This is a genomic window from Prosthecochloris sp. (genome assembly GCA_015482705.2).
Lineage (GTDB): Bacteria > Bacteroidota > Chlorobiia > Chlorobiales > Chlorobiaceae > Prosthecochloris.
This window is the reverse complement of the sequence record JADMLA020000034.1, coordinates 1-16,780: the sequence shown is the minus strand read 5'-3', so window position 1 is coordinate 16,780 and position 16,780 is coordinate 1. Positions and strand designations below refer to the sequence as shown.

Annotated in this window: 21 protein-coding genes; all 21 read left to right on the top strand. The window is 53.4% G+C overall.

Translation table 11 applies throughout. The features are described 5' to 3' along the window. Window positions 1-193 precede the first annotated feature (193 nt). On the top strand, window positions 194-745 hold the full coding sequence (locus QZ209_RS08040; RefSeq protein WP_294346768.1) for a hypothetical protein: 552 nt from the start codon (window positions 194-196) through the stop codon (window positions 743-745). Then, complete coding sequence (locus tag QZ209_RS08035) at window positions 742-2,376, top strand: phage portal protein (protein WP_294346767.1); 1,635 nt, start codon at window positions 742-744, stop codon at window positions 2,374-2,376. The genes QZ209_RS08040 and QZ209_RS08035 overlap by 4 nt, the downstream gene beginning before the upstream one ends. Continuing rightward, window positions 2,354-4,342 (top strand): phage major capsid protein, encoded by a 1,989-nt coding sequence (locus tag QZ209_RS08030; protein ID WP_294346766.1) that lies wholly within the window; start codon window positions 2,354-2,356, stop codon window positions 4,340-4,342. The genes QZ209_RS08035 and QZ209_RS08030 overlap by 23 nt, the downstream gene beginning before the upstream one ends. A gap of 11 nt (window positions 4,343-4,353) precedes the next feature. After that, entirely contained in the window at window positions 4,354-4,629 is a 276-nt protein-coding gene (locus QZ209_RS08025) for a hypothetical protein (protein WP_294346764.1), read from the top strand. Further along, entirely contained in the window at window positions 4,629-4,934 is a 306-nt protein-coding gene (locus QZ209_RS08020) for a hypothetical protein (protein WP_294346762.1), read from the top strand. Before QZ209_RS08025 ends, QZ209_RS08020 begins: the two co-directional genes overlap by 1 nt. Next, a complete protein-coding gene (locus tag QZ209_RS08015; RefSeq protein WP_294346759.1) occupies window positions 4,934-5,392 on the top strand; it encodes a hypothetical protein in 459 nt (152 codons plus the stop codon). Before QZ209_RS08020 ends, QZ209_RS08015 begins: the two co-directional genes overlap by 1 nt. Next, window positions 5,373-5,558, top strand: coding sequence for a hypothetical protein (locus tag QZ209_RS08010; protein ID WP_294346756.1), 186 nt, complete (start codon window positions 5,373-5,375; stop codon window positions 5,556-5,558). Before QZ209_RS08015 ends, QZ209_RS08010 begins: the two co-directional genes overlap by 20 nt. Beyond that, a complete protein-coding gene (locus QZ209_RS08005; protein WP_294346755.1) occupies window positions 5,533-5,949 on the top strand; it encodes a hypothetical protein in 417 nt (138 codons plus the stop codon). Before QZ209_RS08010 ends, QZ209_RS08005 begins: the two co-directional genes overlap by 26 nt. 11 nt (window positions 5,950-5,960) lie before the next feature. After that, window positions 5,961-6,305, top strand: coding sequence for a hypothetical protein (locus QZ209_RS08000; RefSeq protein ID WP_294346753.1), 345 nt, complete (start codon window positions 5,961-5,963; stop codon window positions 6,303-6,305). Window positions 6,306-6,337: 32 nt separating this feature from the next. Next, window positions 6,338-6,460, top strand: coding sequence for a hypothetical protein (locus tag QZ209_RS07995; RefSeq protein WP_294346751.1), 123 nt, complete (start codon window positions 6,338-6,340; stop codon window positions 6,458-6,460). Beyond that, window positions 6,444-9,623 carry a hypothetical protein gene (locus QZ209_RS07990; protein ID WP_294346749.1) on the top strand — a complete coding sequence of 1,060 codons (3,180 nt, stop codon included), beginning with the start codon at window positions 6,444-6,446 and terminating at the stop codon, window positions 9,621-9,623. Before QZ209_RS07995 ends, QZ209_RS07990 begins: the two co-directional genes overlap by 17 nt. A 4-nt stretch (window positions 9,624-9,627) precedes the next feature. Beyond that, the gene (locus QZ209_RS07985; protein ID WP_294346747.1) at window positions 9,628-10,764 is read left to right on the top strand and encodes a hypothetical protein; all 1,137 of its coding nucleotides are present in this window, start codon (window positions 9,628-9,630) and stop codon (window positions 10,762-10,764) included. Then, on the top strand, window positions 10,761-11,603 hold the full coding sequence (locus tag QZ209_RS07980) for a hypothetical protein (protein WP_294346745.1): 843 nt from the start codon (window positions 10,761-10,763) through the stop codon (window positions 11,601-11,603). The genes QZ209_RS07985 and QZ209_RS07980 overlap by 4 nt, the downstream gene beginning before the upstream one ends. After that, a complete protein-coding gene (locus QZ209_RS07975; protein WP_294346743.1) occupies window positions 11,604-12,452 on the top strand; it encodes a hypothetical protein in 849 nt (282 codons plus the stop codon). A gap of 7 nt (window positions 12,453-12,459) precedes the next feature. Then, window positions 12,460-12,849 carry a hypothetical protein gene (locus QZ209_RS07970; protein WP_294346742.1) on the top strand — a complete coding sequence of 130 codons (390 nt, stop codon included), beginning with the start codon at window positions 12,460-12,462 and terminating at the stop codon, window positions 12,847-12,849. A 20-nt stretch (window positions 12,850-12,869) separates the two neighbouring features. Further along, entirely contained in the window at window positions 12,870-13,349 is a 480-nt protein-coding gene (locus QZ209_RS07965; protein ID WP_294346740.1) for a hypothetical protein, read from the top strand. 1 nt (window position 13,350) lies between these two features. Beyond that, window positions 13,351-15,102, top strand: a complete 1,752-nt coding sequence (locus tag QZ209_RS07960) for a hypothetical protein (RefSeq protein WP_294346738.1) — start codon at window positions 13,351-13,353, stop codon at window positions 15,100-15,102. Between the two features lie 61 nt (window positions 15,103-15,163). After that, entirely contained in the window at window positions 15,164-15,535 is a 372-nt protein-coding gene (locus QZ209_RS07955; protein WP_294346737.1) for a hypothetical protein, read from the top strand. Then, window positions 15,535-16,257 (top strand): site-specific DNA-methyltransferase, encoded by a 723-nt coding sequence (locus tag QZ209_RS07950; protein ID WP_366515762.1) that lies wholly within the window; start codon window positions 15,535-15,537, stop codon window positions 16,255-16,257. Before QZ209_RS07955 ends, QZ209_RS07950 begins: the two co-directional genes overlap by 1 nt. 6 nt (window positions 16,258-16,263) lie before the next feature. Then, on the top strand, window positions 16,264-16,590 hold the full coding sequence (locus tag QZ209_RS07945; RefSeq protein ID WP_294346735.1) for a hypothetical protein: 327 nt from the start codon (window positions 16,264-16,266) through the stop codon (window positions 16,588-16,590). Beyond that, window positions 16,583-16,780: glycosyl hydrolase 108 family protein (locus tag QZ209_RS07940; RefSeq protein WP_294346733.1), on the top strand; the 198-nt coding region annotated here is incomplete at its 3' end. The genes QZ209_RS07945 and QZ209_RS07940, both read left to right, overlap by 8 nt.

Below are 16,780 nucleotides of genomic sequence, written 5' to 3'. Positions count from 1 at the left end.
TATTGTCTAGTAGGTTATGCTGTTTTCAATGCCCGAATTGATTTTTTATGTCTGTTTTATCGAGCTGTTCACCATCTCAAACCCATGAAAATCGAAGTTTGAGAAAATATCCGTTCCATATGGAACGACTTTCTTTTCTCCTTATTGCCCACTTTTCCGCCGTTTCGGAATTTGCTGAAAAGCAAAAACTGGAATGGCGGCACTTCTTACACATACACCATCAACACTGACCGCGGGCGATTCTGTCGAGTGGACGATCAGTTTACCGGATTACTCGGCTCCCACATGGACGTTGACATATTACCTGGTCAAGAACGGCAAACAGATCGTCATCACCGGCAGTCAGTACAGCTCGACCGATGAGCATCATCTCATCGTCAGCGCCTCGACGACGGCAGAATGGGAGCCAGGTACCTACAGCTACCAGGCAAAGGTATCCAACGGGATCGACCGAAAGGACGCAGGATCGGGCACGGTGCTGATCGAGCCGGATTTTGCACAGAAAAGTTCTGGTTATGATGATCGGAGTACCGCTCGCGTAGCACTGGAAGCGGTCGAGGCCATTATGAAGAACGGACTCTTTACTCCACACAAGCAGTATCAGATAGCTGGCCGGGCAATGGAGTTCCGGGATTTTGAGGAGCTGCTTACCGCTCGTGACCGGTTCCGGGCCGAAGTGCGGACAGAGGAACGCAGGAAGGCGGGTAAACCGGCGTTCGGGGCCGTGAAAGTGAGGTTCATATGAGCGAGTTACTCCAGAACGGCAGGATCGCCGAGCTGCTCGCAGCTGGCGGGAAACAGCGGCAAGGAGCGTCACAGCAGTCACAGCATTCCTTGTACGGCCCGGCGGCGAAACGGCAGTTTTTGGCTGCGGCGCAGAGCCGTTTGTCGATGGACTGGCCGTCGGTCACGCTGTCGAGCGATGAGGTTGTCGCGAGGAACCTCCGCGCTTTGCGCGGCCGGTCTCGCTGGCTCGCCTCGAACAACGGATACTACCTCCGTTACATCAATCTGAACGTGCAGAACATCGTCGGGCCCCGCGGCGTGAAGCTCGATGCGAAAGTCAAGCTTTCGGATACGCTCTTCGATAAACGGACGAATGCCGAGATCGAAAACGGCTGGAAGCGGTGGGGGAGGAAAGGCGTACCGATGCGGCGGTCGCAATGGACGAAAACCGATATGGAACGGGTTATTGTGTTCAGCGTTGTCCGTGACGGCGAGGTGTTCATCCGCAAATGGTTCGGCACGGGTGACTTCGGGTTCCAGCTGGAGCTGATCGATCCGATGCGGGTTTCGACAGAGATGAGCAAGAAACTGTCCGGAAGATCGGAGATCATCAACGGCATCGAGTACGAGGACGGACAGGTTGCCGCGTACTGGATCAGTGAACGCGGGATGCAGAGCGATTATTCGGGCGGCCGGGCCGAGCGGGTTCCGGCGCGGTTCATCGAGCATCTCTACTTCCCTGTAGAAGCCGAGCAGAAACGCGGTTTTCCATGGATGGCAGCCGGTATGCAGCGGGTGCACATGCTTGAGCGGTATGAAAACGCCGAGGTGACACAGGCGCGGATTGCCGCTGAAAAGGGCGGGTTCTTTACGAAGAATCCCGCAGCTGAGGGAGATTACGTCGACGGGACTGGAGGAGCTAAAAACAGCAATGACGATTCGGGTGAAGTCGAGTACATGGATTCGGAGACAGCCAGCTTCGCGACGCTTCCTGAAGGATGGGATTTCAAGCAGTTCGACCCGACGCACCCTACGACGGCGTTCGATCCGTTTTCGACGAAACTGCTTCGAGGCATCGCTTCTGCCGGCAACATCAACTACACCAGCCTTGCCAATGACCTCAGTGACGTGAACTACAGTTCCGCCCGGATCGGGATCCTCGAAGTGCGTGACAACTGGCAGGAAAAGCAGCAGTGGCTCGTCGGCTGGTTCCATGAGGTGATTTTACCGGACTGGCTGCGTATGGGCATCACGTCGGGACAGCTGCGCCTCGACGTGTCGCGGTTCCGTGAGTACCTCAACGCGGTGAGCTGGGTGGCGCGGTCCTGGGCGTGGGTCGATCCGCAGAAAGAGGCGGTCGGCAACCGGGAAACGGTCGGACTGCGCGCAAAGAGCCTGTCCGAGATTGCAGCTGAGCGGGGCGTCGAATTCGAAGAGGTGATCGATTCGCTCAAGAAGGAACGGGAGTACGCCGAGAACGCGGGTATCGATATGAGCGCCATCTTCGGCGACGGAAAGTCTGGAAGTGGTAACAGTGACCGCAGCGCTCTTTTGAGTTTGCTGCGAAGAATAGAGGTGCTTGAATCTGCAATTGAAGAACGTGAATCGAAACATAAACTCAACGGCCATGCCAAAGAGTATCAGTACTGATAATTACGAACAGGTCCGTGTAAAAACCGGCATTCACTACCGGCAGGCCGAGGTGACGGTTAGAGTAGCCGGCGAGGACGGCGCAAAAGTGTACGAATTTGATTTCTCGTCCGAAGCTCCGGTCGAAGGTCGCTGGATGTGGGTGGAAGAGCAGGAGCGTTATGTCCAGGGCACAGAGGTGCTTCTGCACGGGAAAGATAACGTTGATTTGTCGTTCATCGGCTCCGGCAGGGCTCCGTTCCTCAAGGATCATGACTGGGGCCTGCAGGCGGGTGTGATCGAAGCGGTTGCGCTCGATGATGAACGGCGCGTACTGAAAGTGACGGGCCTGAAGTTCAGCCGGTCAAGGGATGGACAGGATCTGCAGGCCGATATCGACGACGGGATCCGCAAGAACGTCAGCGTCGGCTACGTCATCGAGGAGGTGATCGAGGCCGAACCGCCGAAACGGGACTCCCCAGGCGTTTATCACGTTACCAAATGGCGTCCCTATGAGGTATCGAGCGTGAGTATCCCGGCGGATGAAGGCGTCGGGTTCCGCCAGCGGGCAGAGAACGCGGAGTTCGACACCGTAGTCTATCGCAGTAAACAGTTTTTCAATCATAACGAGAAGGAGGAACGGGAGATGGAACCCGAAAAAAACAACAGAGCTGGTGAACGCGGGGAACAGACTCCCGCACCAGCGCAGACTGTCGAAGTCAAGATGGAAAGCGACCACACGAGGATCAGCCTCGTGGCCGACCTGAACAGTGATATTTTCACCGGTGGACGGCGTATCGCCTCGGACGCTATTGCCGACAATTTGTCGTTTGACGAGTTCAAGGAACGGTATTTGCCGGAGCTGAAGAAAGCGCAGGACGAAGCCGAAAAGCGAGCGATCGAGGACGCTACAGTCGATCTCTCTATCGGCTTGTCGGAGAAGGAGATCAACAGGTTCCGGTTCATGAACCTCGTCAACCTGCTCGCAAACCCGAACAGCAGGGATGCCAGAGAGAAGGCCGCTTATGAACTGGAAGTTTCAGACGCTGCGGCTGCGAGATCGAACAAGGCTCCGCAGGGGGTTTTGGTGCCTGTCGACGTCCTGCGCGGTGCGTTCAATCCTTTCAGGAACCGGCGTGAGCTGACCGTGGCCGGCGATGGCGGCGTGTTCAAGCAGACCAGTGTGCTTGCCGGCAGCTTCATCGATTATCTCGACGCGCAGAGCCGGGTTATTCAGGCCGGTGCTACGGTGCTCCGGGATCTGAGCGGCAGCGTCTCGATTCCCCGCCGTGATGAAGAGATGATCGGCGGCTGGGTCGGTGAATCGGGCGATACTCCGGAAAAAACCCCGAGCTACGATTCGGTGACGCTCTCCGACAAGACCTACGGCATGCACGTCAAGATTAGCCGGCAGATGCGGCTGCAGGCTTCGGGCGATGTCGAGATGCTCGTTCGCCGTGACATGGCTCGCGGTATGGCTATCGGTATCGACCGGGGCGCTCTTTCCGGCACGGGATCGAGCAATGAACCGACGGGCGTGATCAATCAGACCGGCGTCAATTCCGTGACGCTTCTCGGCGCGCATGCCCCGATCTACGCCAACGTTATCGACATGGAGACGGCTGTCGCCGAGGACAACGCCCTCGTTGACGGCGCTGATCTTGCATGGATCCTGCATCCGACGCTCGTCGGCGTCTGCAAGAAGACCAGCATCGAGAGCGGCGACGCCTCGAAGATTATCGCTCCGGGTGAAAGCGGCCTGATCGGCTATCCGCGCTACCCTTCAACGAACGCGGTCTATAACTCGGTGAAACGAATGATTCTCGGCAACTGGGCGGATCTGTTGATCGGGTTCTGGTCGGGGCTGGACGTGATTGCCGATCCGTACAGTTCGGCGCAGGACGGTACGCTGAGGATCGTCATCCTGCAGGATTGCGATGTCGCGCTGCGCCATCCGGAGAGCTTCTGTGTTTCCGAGAATCCGTAAATGAGAGCGTGATGCTAACCACGAAAACCGGCAGCGCCTTGTTCGGCAAGGTTTCTGTCCATAAACAAAAAACCATGAAAATCAGGATTCAGAAAGACTGCATTGCCGGGGGCAAAAGCGTTAAAGCGGGAGCAATTATCATAGTGACAGCCATGGACGCGAAACTCCTGATCGGCATGAAGAAAGCCGAACCGGTTGTCGAAAGCAAGAGTGGCCGGACAGGAGGCAAGGGGCAGAAGGTTGACAACCCCGAAGCCGGTCTGCTAACGAAAATGACGGAACGATAATGGCTTTTAACGAGGACATCGGCCTGTTTTTCGATACCGATTACGGTTTCGCGGTGTTGGCGACGTTCAAAGGGGAGACGATCAGTGCGATCGTCGAGGATGATTACTATGCCGTGCCGGGGGAAGAGGTCGATATCTCGTCGTCCCAACCGGTCGCGCATTGCCGGACCGAGGATGTCGCCGCGGCTGTACAGGGCGACGCGCTGACGATCGAGGACGGTGAACACGCCGGCGAGTACGTCATCACCAACGTCAGGCCGGACGGAACGGGTGTCACGGTACTCTCGCTCGAGGAGGCTCCATAATGGCGCACGTGAGAACGCAGATACGCGACCGGTTGGCCAAACGTGACGGTACGGGCATTCTCTTCGGCCTCCCGACGACTGGCGACCGGGTCTACCGTTCGAGGGTTCATCCGGTGACTGCCGGTTCCATGCCGGGGATCTGCGTGTATTGCGGCAGGGAGCGGTCGGTCGGCGGTACGCTGCAGGCGACCGAGAAGGCGGTGGACATCGTCATCGATGCGTATGTCGCCGGGGTTGAGTACGACGATACTGCTGACAGGATCCAGGTTGAAGTTGAGGACGCGCTGTACGGCGACTTCGAGAATCGCCGGTTCTTCGGCGGTTTGGTGACGAATCTCGCCTATGCGACGGCCGAGAGCAAGTATTTCGGCAATGCGGCGGTGAGTCACGGGATCCTGAGGATGGTTTACGAAGCAACTTATAAAACGGAGGACGGCGATGCCGAAACAGCACTCTGACAAGTACGTGGTGATCACGCATCCGATGTACGGTGAACAAAAAACCCTCGACTGGGTGGCGGATTCGTTGCTCCGGAAGGGATGGAAATTAAAAGATGAACAGAAGAAAACTGAAACTGCTAAACCGGAGAAGGTAAACAATGGCAACATCAACCAATACCGCTGAGGTCTATGTCGGGTCGAACGAGATTGCCGGAATCGTCGACGCAGCCCTCATTCCGCCGCAACGTCAAACGATCGTTTCGCACCCGCTCGGTGCGGAACCCCAGGCGATAGACCTTGGTACGGCCGAGGAGCTGTGGCGGCTCGAGATCGACGTCGAGATCGACAAGACCGACACGAACGGCCAGCTGGCTCTCAACACCGCGTATGAAAACGCTTCCACCGTCACGGCCGGGTATTACCCTGAAGGGCATACCTCCGGCAATGAGAGCCAGACGGGCACGGCGTATGTGACCCAGACGCCCACGTCGGGAGGCCAGGGCCGCAACCAGGTGAAAGAAGGGAAATACATTCTTGAATTTACAACCAGGCCGACCGAAGGGGTCGTTGCCTAAATGAGAAAACCATGGCTTTTATCGATGAATTGAAAGAGAAGGCGTCGCTTGTTCCCCTCAAATCCCATTATGTGGCCGGGTTCGGGCGCCGGGTCTATTTCAAACCGACGACGCCGCATGAGACTGCAGTCGTCAAGAAAATGACTCACGACGATGATCCTGCCGTGTTTTTCATGGTGAACCTTGTCGTGCTGAAGGCGCTGGACGAGAACGGAAAGCGCCTGTTCAAGAACGCAGACGCTGAGGCGCTCCGGAAACTTCCTTTCCAGCCGGACCTCACGGAGCTCGCGTCGAAAATGCAGGAACGTATTTCCGTTGAGGATGCGGAGGGAAACTCAGATCCGAACCAGAACTGAGGAACTGGTTCGGTCTTGCCCGTGAGCTCGGTATGCCGGTGGCCCGCGCGATGCGGGAGATAAGCTACGACGAGTTCGCTCACTGGATTGCGCTGTACAGGATAGAATTTGAAGAACGGGAAGAACAGAAACGAAATCATGGCCGTTACCGCTGAAGACATAAAAATGAGGATTGTCGCCGAGAATGCTGCCGACAAGGCGGTCAAGCAGTTTGCGACTTCCATTAAGAACGTCGATAAAAACGTCGGCATACTGGGCGGTAGCCTGAAAGCTCTCGGGGGTATCGCTGTGGGGGCTTTCGCGGTTCAGGGTATCCGTAAATTCAATGATTTTGTTACCGACTCCATCAAGCTTGCACAGACACAGCAGGACGCTGAAAAGAAGGTTGCCGACGTCATTCGCGCGACCGGGGGTGCGGCAGGGTATGCAGCCGAGGAGATCAAGGCGATGGCTTCTTCGCTACAGAACCAGACAGCGTTTGGCGATGAAGCCATACTTGAAATGCAGTCGATCCTTTTGACGTTCAAGAACGTTTCTGACGATGTTTTCAGCGGGGCGTCCATGGCCGTTCTTGATATGGCGACTGTTATGCAGACCGACCTTAAAAGCGCAGCGATCCAGCTCGGTAAAGCGCTCAACGACCCTGTTCTTGGTGCATCGGCGATGAGCAGGGCAGGTATCCAGTTTACTGAGGCCCAGAAGAAGATGATGAAGAAGATGGTCGCAACAAACCGGATTGCCGAAGCGCAGAAAATGATCCTTGATGAAATTGCCGGACAGATGGGAGGCTCAGCGGCAGGAGCCGCCGATACCTATTCAGGCAAAATCGACCAGCTGTCTAATCGATATGGCGACATGAAGGAGCAGATCGGGTTTGCCGTCATGGAGTCCGGCGCGTTCGACCGTGTGCTCGATACCCTTAATCCTGCCGTCGATGAGCTTACCAAATATATCGTCGATCACAAGGATGATATTGGTGATTTCGCGGAACATCTTGCAAAGATGGGCAGCGATGTTGTCAAGAATGCTCCAGGCTATATCGATGCAATTGCCAAATCTGCTGAGGGGGTCTACGACAAGGTTAAGCCGTTGATTGATTTTGCCCTGGAAAACCCGGACGTCATCGAGTACGGGATTATCGGAGCGCTGGTGTTCGGTAAGAAGGGTGCTGCTATAGGAGGTTTCATTGCGTCTTTGGATACGTTTGTCGATTCCGATAAGGGTGATAGGATGAAGGAGAACTGGGCAAGAAAACAGCAGGGGCTGAAACCCATGACAGATGAGGAGTGGGATCGAGAAATTAATTGGCTGGAGTACAGGGAAAGCGAATCGAAATTCAAATCGCCGTTTAGAGGTGATAGTGCGATTAAAGAGATGATGGGGCTTTCCTCGAAACAGATTATGACACGCTTCAGAACATCTTTTGAAGAAGCAGCAGAAGCGTCTGCCAAAGTGGCGGAGGAGCAGAAAAAACTTAGCAAGGCTTCGGGCAATACCGCAGGGAAAGTAAATGATCTTGGGTCGGTTACGGGCGATGCGGAAAAGAGGCAGCGCGAAGTAGCCAAGGCGTTGGAAAGTGCAGAACAGTGGTACAGGAAAGAGTATGAGGCGATCGAGGGATTGACGAGTGCCAAGGATGCGGAAAAGCTTGCGGTTGACAATCTGACGCTGCTCTACGGTAAAGGAAAGATTTCGTTCGATGAGTTCATCGGTGGGTTGGATGATGCAGCGTTCAAGCTGGATTATTTCAAGGCGTCGATGGACGGTACGTTTCAGGCGGACATTGATTCGATGATCAAGAACAGGCCGGATCTTTTCGGGACACAGCAGTATGAGGTTTTCGGCAGTTCTTTTTTCGGCACCGAAGCTAACCGGGAATCGGTTGAGGAAGGGCTGTATAAAGCAGATAAGCAGATCGAAGCGCTCTATATGATCGGGGATTCGCTCGATGTGATGGGCTACGATCTGCAAGGTGCGGGTAACTTCGCAACGGCCATCGAGCAGCTGACGCTTGCTTCAAAACTTGATGAGATTCCCGGGGCCGATCCGACAAACGCAAGAGTGAGGGCAATCGGCAATCTGCTGATAGGGACGGGACAAACTATTGGGGGAGATGTTGGCGATGCTCTTTCGAGTACTGCCGGTATGGCGTTGGCTGGTATGGAGATTGCGGGTGGTAATCCTATCGGCGCTGTGATCGGCGGCGTGATCGGGCTCGCAGGGTCTCTATTCGGCGGCGATGACGAAAGAGAGCAGGCACGGCAACAAAGAGAACAGGCGAGAATGCAGGTGTACGATAGCATTGTGCAGTCCGCTCTGTCCGGGGGTACATTTTCTGCCGAGCTTCTGTCGAAAGCAGACTATACGTATGCAGGTGTCGCCAATCTCCATGATCCGGGGTATCCCGGGCATGACAGTACCTACGGCCGTTTGCTAAAAGACAGGTCGCAGGAAGAGTTGCCCGAATTGACTGAGTTCATCTCTTCGATGGACGAGATTGGTATGGCTATGGACGCTGTGACAAAGACGTCGCTCGAATCATCTCTTGAAAGGCTGTCGATCAAGTACGAGTACCTGGCAAAACAGGTCGAAGGGTATGCAGATGTATTGGATGCACAGTGGGCTGAGACGGCTGCAACTCTTCTCGGCATTACCGCTGATAGCACGGCTTCGATGTTTGCGTCTGCCATCGAGACCGCCGAGGATGCTGACCATGCCGGGCGGTTGATCGCCGAGTCGCTCGAGGAACAGATTGTCGAAAGCATCAAGCAAATGGCGATCAGCCAGGCGGTTAACGAGGCTGTCATGCCGATGATGCAGCCTATTTTGAATGAGCTGGTCGCCGGCGCGTTGTCAGGCGGGCTTACCGCAAAAGAAATGGCTGATCTGGTTTTACAGGCGCAGGATGTAGCGGCATCGGTCGCCCCGGCGGTAAGTGCGCTGTACGGCGCGTTCGATGCAGCGGGTGTGATGGAGGCGTCTTCGTATGCCGGGTCTTCCTATAACGCCGAAACACCTGCTACCATCGAGTTTCGGGAAAAAGGAGGGCCGGTGTCGGCCGGGCAGTCTTACATTGTCGGGGAACGTCGGCCAGAACTGTTCATACCCCGGTCTGACGGGTATATTACGCCGTTTGTGCCGACTGCGGCGGATATGTCGCACGTGGTCGCGGAGCTTCGAGCGTTACGCAATGAACGGCAATCGGTGACTTTAACCATCGACGGGCAGCAGTTCAGGGCCTTTCTGGAGAAAAATCGGGTAAAGGCTGAAAAGCGTATCGCCGCAGGATTGAGCAGAACGTTGCGGCAGGAGTTTTAAGCGTATGCTGTTACTCACTATACCATACAATGGGGAAAAGGTGCGATGCTCGACAAGGACCGAGGCGCTCGAGCATCAATGGCACGGCGTTGTTGAACGCATCGATCCTGTGACCGTCCGGAGCAATCAGCTGCACGGCGGTTATTTGCGGGTGTCCGCTCCTACTCTTGTCTTTACTCCCGAATTGTTCCGTTTGATAGGGACGTATCCGCCTCTGAGGCAGCTGCAGGCTGAGATGCAGGTTACCGGCAGTGATGAAACAAGTGCTTCGGCTCTGTGTTCGGGGGTCTTGATGTTGCAGGAGTTCGACGAGTTCGGAGCCGAATACGAAATGTATTCCGATCCTTATCTGCCGATTCCGGGAGACGGCAAGACGCTTACCGTGCAGTACAGCGTGAACGGGTCGTCATGGCACAATTCTTATCAAGACAGCGACAAGTATTTGCGTGTGTCTTTCGATGGCGGCAGTTCTTGGGAGCCGGACGTTCAGTTCGTTATCGCCGGGGGGACGTCGCTCGCTACCTGGGGAAATACAAATACCTTGATCGGTGGGTTCTTTACAAAGCTGTGCGCCAAGATGGGTTTGACGCTTGACAGTTCTTTGGCAGTGAGTCCCGATCCTGCAATAGCCGGTTCAGTGAGTGGTGATTCTTTGCTGCTCGATGTGGCCGATCTGGTGGCCGCGTATTTTGGGCATTTTTTCTACATCGATGGTGGGACGCTTTACCTGTTGGATGCGGATTCTGAATATGGTTCTGCGTATAGCTTTGGCAGGTTTGATTTTCTCCGGACGCCCAAATATTCCTACAATCCGCCGCTCAACAGCGTGTACGACAGCGCTTCGAAAAAGTATATCGTTGGGAACACTCTTTTCGGTCAGGAGCTGAATGCGGGTCAGTCATTTTTTTCGACGGATAACAGGTATTTGCAAAAGGCTGCCGAGTATCACGGGTTGCCGCAGGTCGGCATCGGGGCGATGGAGTTGCACGGTGAGTTTGTCTGTGGCCGGCATCTTACGTGGATCGATGATCGTCAGGTCGAACAGGTAAACGGTGAAATGGTTATGCGATCGGTACAGTATGAATTCGGGGCCGCTGCCGATAAGGTAACGGTTGTCGGGGAGGCGGCGCTGACACTATGAGCAGGGTTATTTACAATGATACGGTGGGTGCGGTCAGTTTGCAAAGTGGTGTGGCGGATCCCGGTTACCCACTTTCTAATCTCCAAAACGATCATCCGAGGAAACCGTTTCGGACCGTAGGGGGGAACTCCTGTGTTTTGCGAGTCGAGGAACCGGGCCTGGCGTCTGCTTTTGCAATCATCAAGACCAACGCGACCTCTGTCACCCTGGAGGTTATTGTTCCGGCCACTTACGAATGGGGGGAAGACGAGTCCGGTTTTACTATTACTGCCGGAGAAGGCTATGACGGCAGTACGGTTGCCTGGGTTGACGAAGAGGGCGTTCAGGAGGCGTGGAGGCAAACCTATGACAACTGGTCCGGCCAGGACGGTATTCTTTTTGCCGAGTTCGATCCGACCAGTATGTCGCGGACGATCGACATCACGTTGACCGCTGCCAATGATGAATACGTCAGCGTTGGTCTTTTGAAAGGCGGGGAAACCCTCTATTTCAGGGATTTCGAGCACGATTCTTTCAAGTGTTCTTCCGATGACCACGCGACGGAAGTCGAACTGAACGACGGAAGCTTTTACTATCAGTCGGCAAGGGTGTTGCGTAAGCCTTCCGGATACATGGTTATGTATTCCGGACTGCAGGCCAAAGACCCTAAAGGGTTCGACCATTACTATGATTTTATGGAAAAGCTCTGGCTACCTTTCGGGAAAACTCCCATGGTATGGGTGTTGTCTGAACAGGGGTTTGAGAAAAATATGTTTATAGGCCTCGATAGTGAGCCTATTGCAGTTATGCACGGCAGAGAGCACAAAATTGTATCACTGAATTTCAAGGAGCGGACATAAATGGCAAACCTGAATATTAAAACAGCGTTGACGGGCGGATCGATCAACTGTGTTGACCGGAACGTCGCCGGAATGAAGGTCGGCGGCTCCGTATGCTGGGCCTTTGTTTCCGGCATAATGATGTGCTACAAATTCGACTCGTCATCGACTGTGACCGCGGATGGCGTGAATGTCATTATCCCGTTCGGGCAAAGCCTTGGTACGCCAGGCAGGTGGGTTCATTACCCGACAAAGTATCTGCAAAATGCGGTGTCTGATACGGACATCACTCTATCGGCGGACGGGAAGGGCATTAAGTTTTCGGACGGTACGAAGATCATCTTCACGTCCGGGGCCGGCTTGAAGGTTATCCCGAATAACGACAACTACCCCCTGTTGATCCGCAATAGTACCGACAGCGAAACCGTTGCACTGTTCAAACCGGACGCTGTCGAGATTACAGGGCTTGTGCCTCCCGCAGCCAATCGGGATGCCGCCACCAAGGAGTATGTCGATGATCATGAGCCGGCAGAACTGAACACGGCAAGCGGCTCTGCTCCTTCTTTCAGCGCCAGGGCGTGGGTTAGTTTTAATGGAGTCGGCACGGTATCTATTCGCGGATCGGGCAATGTTGACAGCATTACGGACAATGATACCGGAGATTATACGGCACATTTTGAAACGGCCATGCCTGACGCGAACTATTGCGTTTGCCCTGGTGTGTCTCGCAATGATCGTAACCAGAAGATAGTCATCGATGAGAGTGGTGTCCTGGCTGCATCAGTAACCGTTTTTACGGGAAAGAGCGATGGGGGCAGCCATAATGTAGCCATCAACCCTGACCATGTTTTCTTGGCAATATTCAGATAATCGGACAATGAAAATCATATACCCGACAGACAAAGGCATTGCGGTCATTACCCCAGCAACCGGTAAAAATCCTGTTGTTATCGCCAACAAAAACGTTCCGGCGGGTGTGCCGTATAAGCTTGTTGAGGATGCCGATATGCCGGACAGGGGAACTCGCGAGACGTGGACAGCGGATTTCATGGATCCTGACGGTTATGGAGCTGACTACGGAATCGGTTCAGAATGGGAGGTTGTCGGTTACGATACGGCAGGGAATCCCCGCGTTATGCACAAAAACGTTGGAGGCAGACTTGATCCTTTACAGGTTAAGCTGATCAGTACTGAAGATGCACGGAGGCTGCGAGCGGTTGTTGCAAAGGGTGGGCATGATTTGAGAGTGAAAGCAGAAACTTCTTAATGATAAAGCGCTAACACGCTATGGCAGAAGATTATACATGGATCGTAAGCCCAAGAGGAGACGTGCGTTTGACGTTGACATGGGTTGCCGAGGTTCTTGTGGCGCGGGGGTGGGTTTATAAGTACGATGAGGATAATCAAATAACAAGAAACTTTAAAGATGGGGTAATTATGGTTGAAAAAGTCATTTTCGACGATCTTCTCGTTCCCGCAGCAACAACTTCACAGGGCATCGAGGTTAACATCAAAAATCTTGGTGCGAGCGGGAGTTTCGGCCTTGAGGTCGTGAGCGATAATCCCATCACTCTCACGTATAAGGCAAGTGGCCAGGACGATACTCCTGGTATTGTCGATGACGGCAGCGATGGCAAGCTGGCGGAACATCCCGGCGGAGGGAAAAGGTTTTTCTGGCCCTCGATCGCTCCCGCCTCTAAAATCTGGATATACGCTACGGCTGGCGGTTCTGCAGCAACTGTATCAGCAATCTTAAACGTTTACTAACATGGGCTGGGAAAAAAGACGGATACTAAACCAGGTTGAGCAGCTGATAAACTCTACCTCTGCCGCCCTCGAGCGCCTGGGCTACAGCAACGAGTGGACCTCCGAACAGCTGTGGGACGCGGTGTTCCGTGGCCGCACGGGTGTCGAGTGCATGAGCCTCGACAGCATGTACGACGAAGGCCGGCTCTACCAGGACGCGAACGGCACGACGCCGGTGACCGGTGTTGAACAGCCAGTCGGCCTGATGCTCGACGGCAGCCAGCGCCAACGCCTCGGTCCGGAGCTCGTGACGAACGGGGACTTTAGCGACGGGGCTACGGGATGGAGCACGGCGGGAACGGTGGAAAGCGGAAGGGTAACCGTCGAAGCGACAGGAGTATCGAGGGCTTTATTTAAGCAGGAGATACAAAGTAACAGTGCACCGGTTGGATCCCTGTACTGGCTGCAGTATGACGTTGTAGAAAATACATTACAGCCCAGCACAGGCAATATAATAGCTGTTCACAATGATTCGGACTTCCGTCTCTTGAGAAGCACACAATTACCAAGCGCCGTGGGGACGCACCGTGCACTGGTTAAACGAGTAGGCGATACCTCAGGTGGTTTATATGTGTTTTTATCATCACAGCAAGCATCGGGCTCGATAACCGTTGACAACATCTCACTGCGTGAAACGTATGGCTACCACCCTTACCAGCCTGCTGACATCAATAGTCCGGTATTGAGCGCAAGGGTGAACGGGTTTAAAAATACGGAGGATATAAGTGCGAATACTTGGGGTAAATATAGTAACGCTACAGTAACGGGAACCAATGTACTTAATTTGCCTGATGTAAATTCGAGATTAAGTTACTATTGGTATACTCCTGCGCCAGTTGGGACAACTGCAAAATTGAGTATGGTTTTGTCAGGTACGGGTAGCATTACTTTACGCTTGGCAAGAAATTACGCAGATGGGCCATTGGAATTTACTGATCGTAAAATCGATTTAACATCAACGCCAACACGTTATGATGTCGAGCACACGATGCAATACGAAAACCAAACGGGCTATCAGTTACAATTAGTGCGGCTTAGTAACGACACCGCAACTCAGGTCACCGTGACAAAAGCCGACCTCCGCTACACCAACGACGGCGTTGACCTGCCGGAATACCAGCGAGTAGGTGACGTCGACGCAAATCCCGCTGATTACGATTGGCAGAACTTCCCGCTGTACCTCGCCTTCAACGGTACGAATCAGTACCTGAAAGTCACCGGCATGCAACCGGAAGTCGATGAAGTGTTTGTGAGTGCAGCGATAAGGAAAGAAAGTGATGAATCTAATACAGCGTTGATTGAGTTGAGTAATAACTATATCACTAACGATTATGTTTTTCAATTAGCAGCGCCGTCATCTTCGGTTAATAGATCATACAGAATGGCAAGTAAAGGGACGATTGGCGAAAATTCCGGTCCTATTTTAAGTAAGTATGCGGCACCAACCTCTAATGTTGTAACAGGTATCAGTAGTATATCTGGAAATATATGTCTCGTGCGTGTAGATGGGGTACAGGAAGCTTTGGGTACTGACGATCAAGGAGTTGATGGTAATTACGGTAACTATAACCTCTACATAGGTTCGAGAGCGGGAACGTCGATGTTCTACAAAGGCCGCCTCTACGGCATCCTGCTTGTCTTCGACAATCCCGCGGACACCATCATCACGACAATAGAACGTGAACTCAACAGAAAAGCGAAAATCTATGCATGATCAACGTTGCATAATAATTCCATGCCCGCATGACACTGTCGGGAGGACGCTGGCAAATTTGATGCCGAACGGAAAAGGAATGTTTGGAACCGGGCTGTCACCCGATGGCAGTGAACTGGCAACTCATTACGTCTCTGAAGGCATGTTACCACTGCCTGGGATGGCATCTTACTTCCCCCTGCAGCACTGGCAGCAGGACGACGAAACCGGTGACTGGACGCTGCAGGAAAGCATACCAGGCGATGCACAGCAGGTATACGACCGTATCAGCGCCCACCTCGACGAAGGCGAAGCCATGCCCTGCACCGTTGCCGACATCGAAGCGATGTTTGTAGCAGCAGATGTAACCAAGCAGCCTGTGGCCGTCGCTATGCGGAGGCTGGGGCTGAAGCTGGTGCAACAACAGGAAGAGGAGAGTGGACCTATAACGTGATGATGGTAAATGAGATTATTCCGGGAGATTGCTTTGACATATTGCCATCTTTTCCGGACAAAAGTGTTGATATGGTGTTATGTGATTTGCCTTATGGGATAACCGCATGTGTCTGGGACGTGAAACTGAATCTCGATCAGCTATGGAAAGAATATGAACGCATTCTGAAGCCGGGAGGGGCAGTCGTATTGACGGCGACACAGCCCTTTGCGAATGAGCTGATCAACAGCAAACGCAAGTGGTATAGGTATAAGTGGGTGTGGCGAAAAACAAGAGCGGTCGGGTTTCTCAATGCAAAGAAAATGCCGCTTCGCATTCACGAAGACATTCTTGTCTTCGCGAGGGGGAGAACAAAGTACAACCCGCAGTTTTCGGAAGGTAAGCCATACGTGTCAAAACGGTCAGCGAAGTCTAAGCCGGGTGTGTACCGTGAGCTGAAGCGGTCACAAACTGTCAACCCAGGCGTGAGGTATCCGAAGGATGTTATTGATTTCGCAAATACGACAGAGAAGATCTATCACAGCACGCAGAAGCCGGTTGCGTTGTTTGAGTACCTCATCAAAACATATACCGATGAAGGAGATGTAGTATTGGATAATGCAAGCGGCAGCGGTACAACCGCAATAGCCGCGAGCAATACAAGGAGGAATTACATTTGTATCGAGAAAGATTTGGTGAACTATCGTGTGTCTGTCGAAAGGTTATCTGCAACAGTTAAATGACTGAAGATGAGCCCTCATAATCAAATGCCGATTTTCGCGCACAATGTTTTAACTGGACTGATAGCCAGCGGTGCAGCGGTGAGTACAACGATAGGGGGCTGGGTTGCGGGAGCGCTTGAGTTAGTACCGGGGTACATATCGAATGCGGTAACGATTACAGCTGCAATAGCGGGTATTTATGTGAGCATTCGGACAGGGTTGATGTTGCGGCAGCGGGAAAAAACACTTGCTGCAGATGAGCGTTTGAAAAATGCCGAGGCACATCGTGTCGAGATAGAGAACGCGGATAAGACAATGATAATCGAAATTGAACTGGAGAACAATAATGGCTGATTTTGTAAAAGCCTATCTCGAGACAATCGGAGACGAAGGAGGGTTTACGCTACACAACGTTAGCGGTGATGCAGGTGGAGACACCTTTGCCGGCATAGCGAAAAACTACCATCCGGAATGGCCGGGATGGGCGCTCGTCCATGCAGGGAAAGGGCAAACCGAAGAATGCAGGGAACAGGTCAGAGCGTTT

Bases quoted from the DNA above. Each gene is read 5' to 3' on its own strand.
- QZ209_RS08010 (WP_294346756.1), top strand. From the start codon at position 5,373: ATGCCGAAACAGCACTCTGACAAGTACGTGGTGATCACGCATCCGATG.
- QZ209_RS07985 (WP_294346747.1), top strand. From the start codon at position 9,628: ATGCTGTTACTCACTATACCATACAATGGGGAAAAGGTGCGATGCTCG.
- QZ209_RS07950 (WP_366515762.1), top strand. From the start codon at position 15,535: ATGATGGTAAATGAGATTATTCCGGGAGATTGCTTTGACATATTGCCA.
- QZ209_RS07945 (WP_294346735.1), top strand. From the start codon at position 16,264: ATGAGCCCTCATAATCAAATGCCGATTTTCGCGCACAATGTTTTAACT.
- QZ209_RS07980 (WP_294346745.1), top strand. From the start codon at position 10,761: ATGAGCAGGGTTATTTACAATGATACGGTGGGTGCGGTCAGTTTGCAA.
- QZ209_RS08015 (WP_294346759.1), top strand. From the start codon at position 4,934: ATGGCGCACGTGAGAACGCAGATACGCGACCGGTTGGCCAAACGTGAC.
- QZ209_RS07990 (WP_294346749.1), top strand. From the start codon at position 6,444: ATGGCCGTTACCGCTGAAGACATAAAAATGAGGATTGTCGCCGAGAAT.
- QZ209_RS07970 (WP_294346742.1), top strand. From the start codon at position 12,460: ATGAAAATCATATACCCGACAGACAAAGGCATTGCGGTCATTACCCCA.
- QZ209_RS07955 (WP_294346737.1), top strand. From the start codon at position 15,164: ATGCCGAACGGAAAAGGAATGTTTGGAACCGGGCTGTCACCCGATGGC.
- QZ209_RS07975 (WP_294346743.1), top strand. From the start codon at position 11,604: ATGGCAAACCTGAATATTAAAACAGCGTTGACGGGCGGATCGATCAAC.
- QZ209_RS08005 (WP_294346755.1), top strand. From the start codon at position 5,533: ATGGCAACATCAACCAATACCGCTGAGGTCTATGTCGGGTCGAACGAG.
- QZ209_RS07995 (WP_294346751.1), top strand. From the start codon at position 6,338: ATGCCGGTGGCCCGCGCGATGCGGGAGATAAGCTACGACGAGTTCGCT.
- QZ209_RS08040 (WP_294346768.1), top strand. From the start codon at position 194: ATGGCGGCACTTCTTACACATACACCATCAACACTGACCGCGGGCGAT.
- QZ209_RS08020 (WP_294346762.1), top strand. From the start codon at position 4,629: ATGGCTTTTAACGAGGACATCGGCCTGTTTTTCGATACCGATTACGGT.
- QZ209_RS08035 (WP_294346767.1), top strand. From the start codon at position 742: ATGAGCGAGTTACTCCAGAACGGCAGGATCGCCGAGCTGCTCGCAGCT.
- QZ209_RS07965 (WP_294346740.1), top strand. From the start codon at position 12,870: ATGGCAGAAGATTATACATGGATCGTAAGCCCAAGAGGAGACGTGCGT.
- QZ209_RS08025 (WP_294346764.1), top strand. From the start codon at position 4,354: ATGCTAACCACGAAAACCGGCAGCGCCTTGTTCGGCAAGGTTTCTGTC.
- QZ209_RS08030 (WP_294346766.1), top strand. From the start codon at position 2,354: ATGCCAAAGAGTATCAGTACTGATAATTACGAACAGGTCCGTGTAAAA.
- QZ209_RS08000 (WP_294346753.1), top strand. From the start codon at position 5,961: ATGGCTTTTATCGATGAATTGAAAGAGAAGGCGTCGCTTGTTCCCCTC.
- QZ209_RS07960 (WP_294346738.1), top strand. From the start codon at position 13,351: ATGGGCTGGGAAAAAAGACGGATACTAAACCAGGTTGAGCAGCTGATA.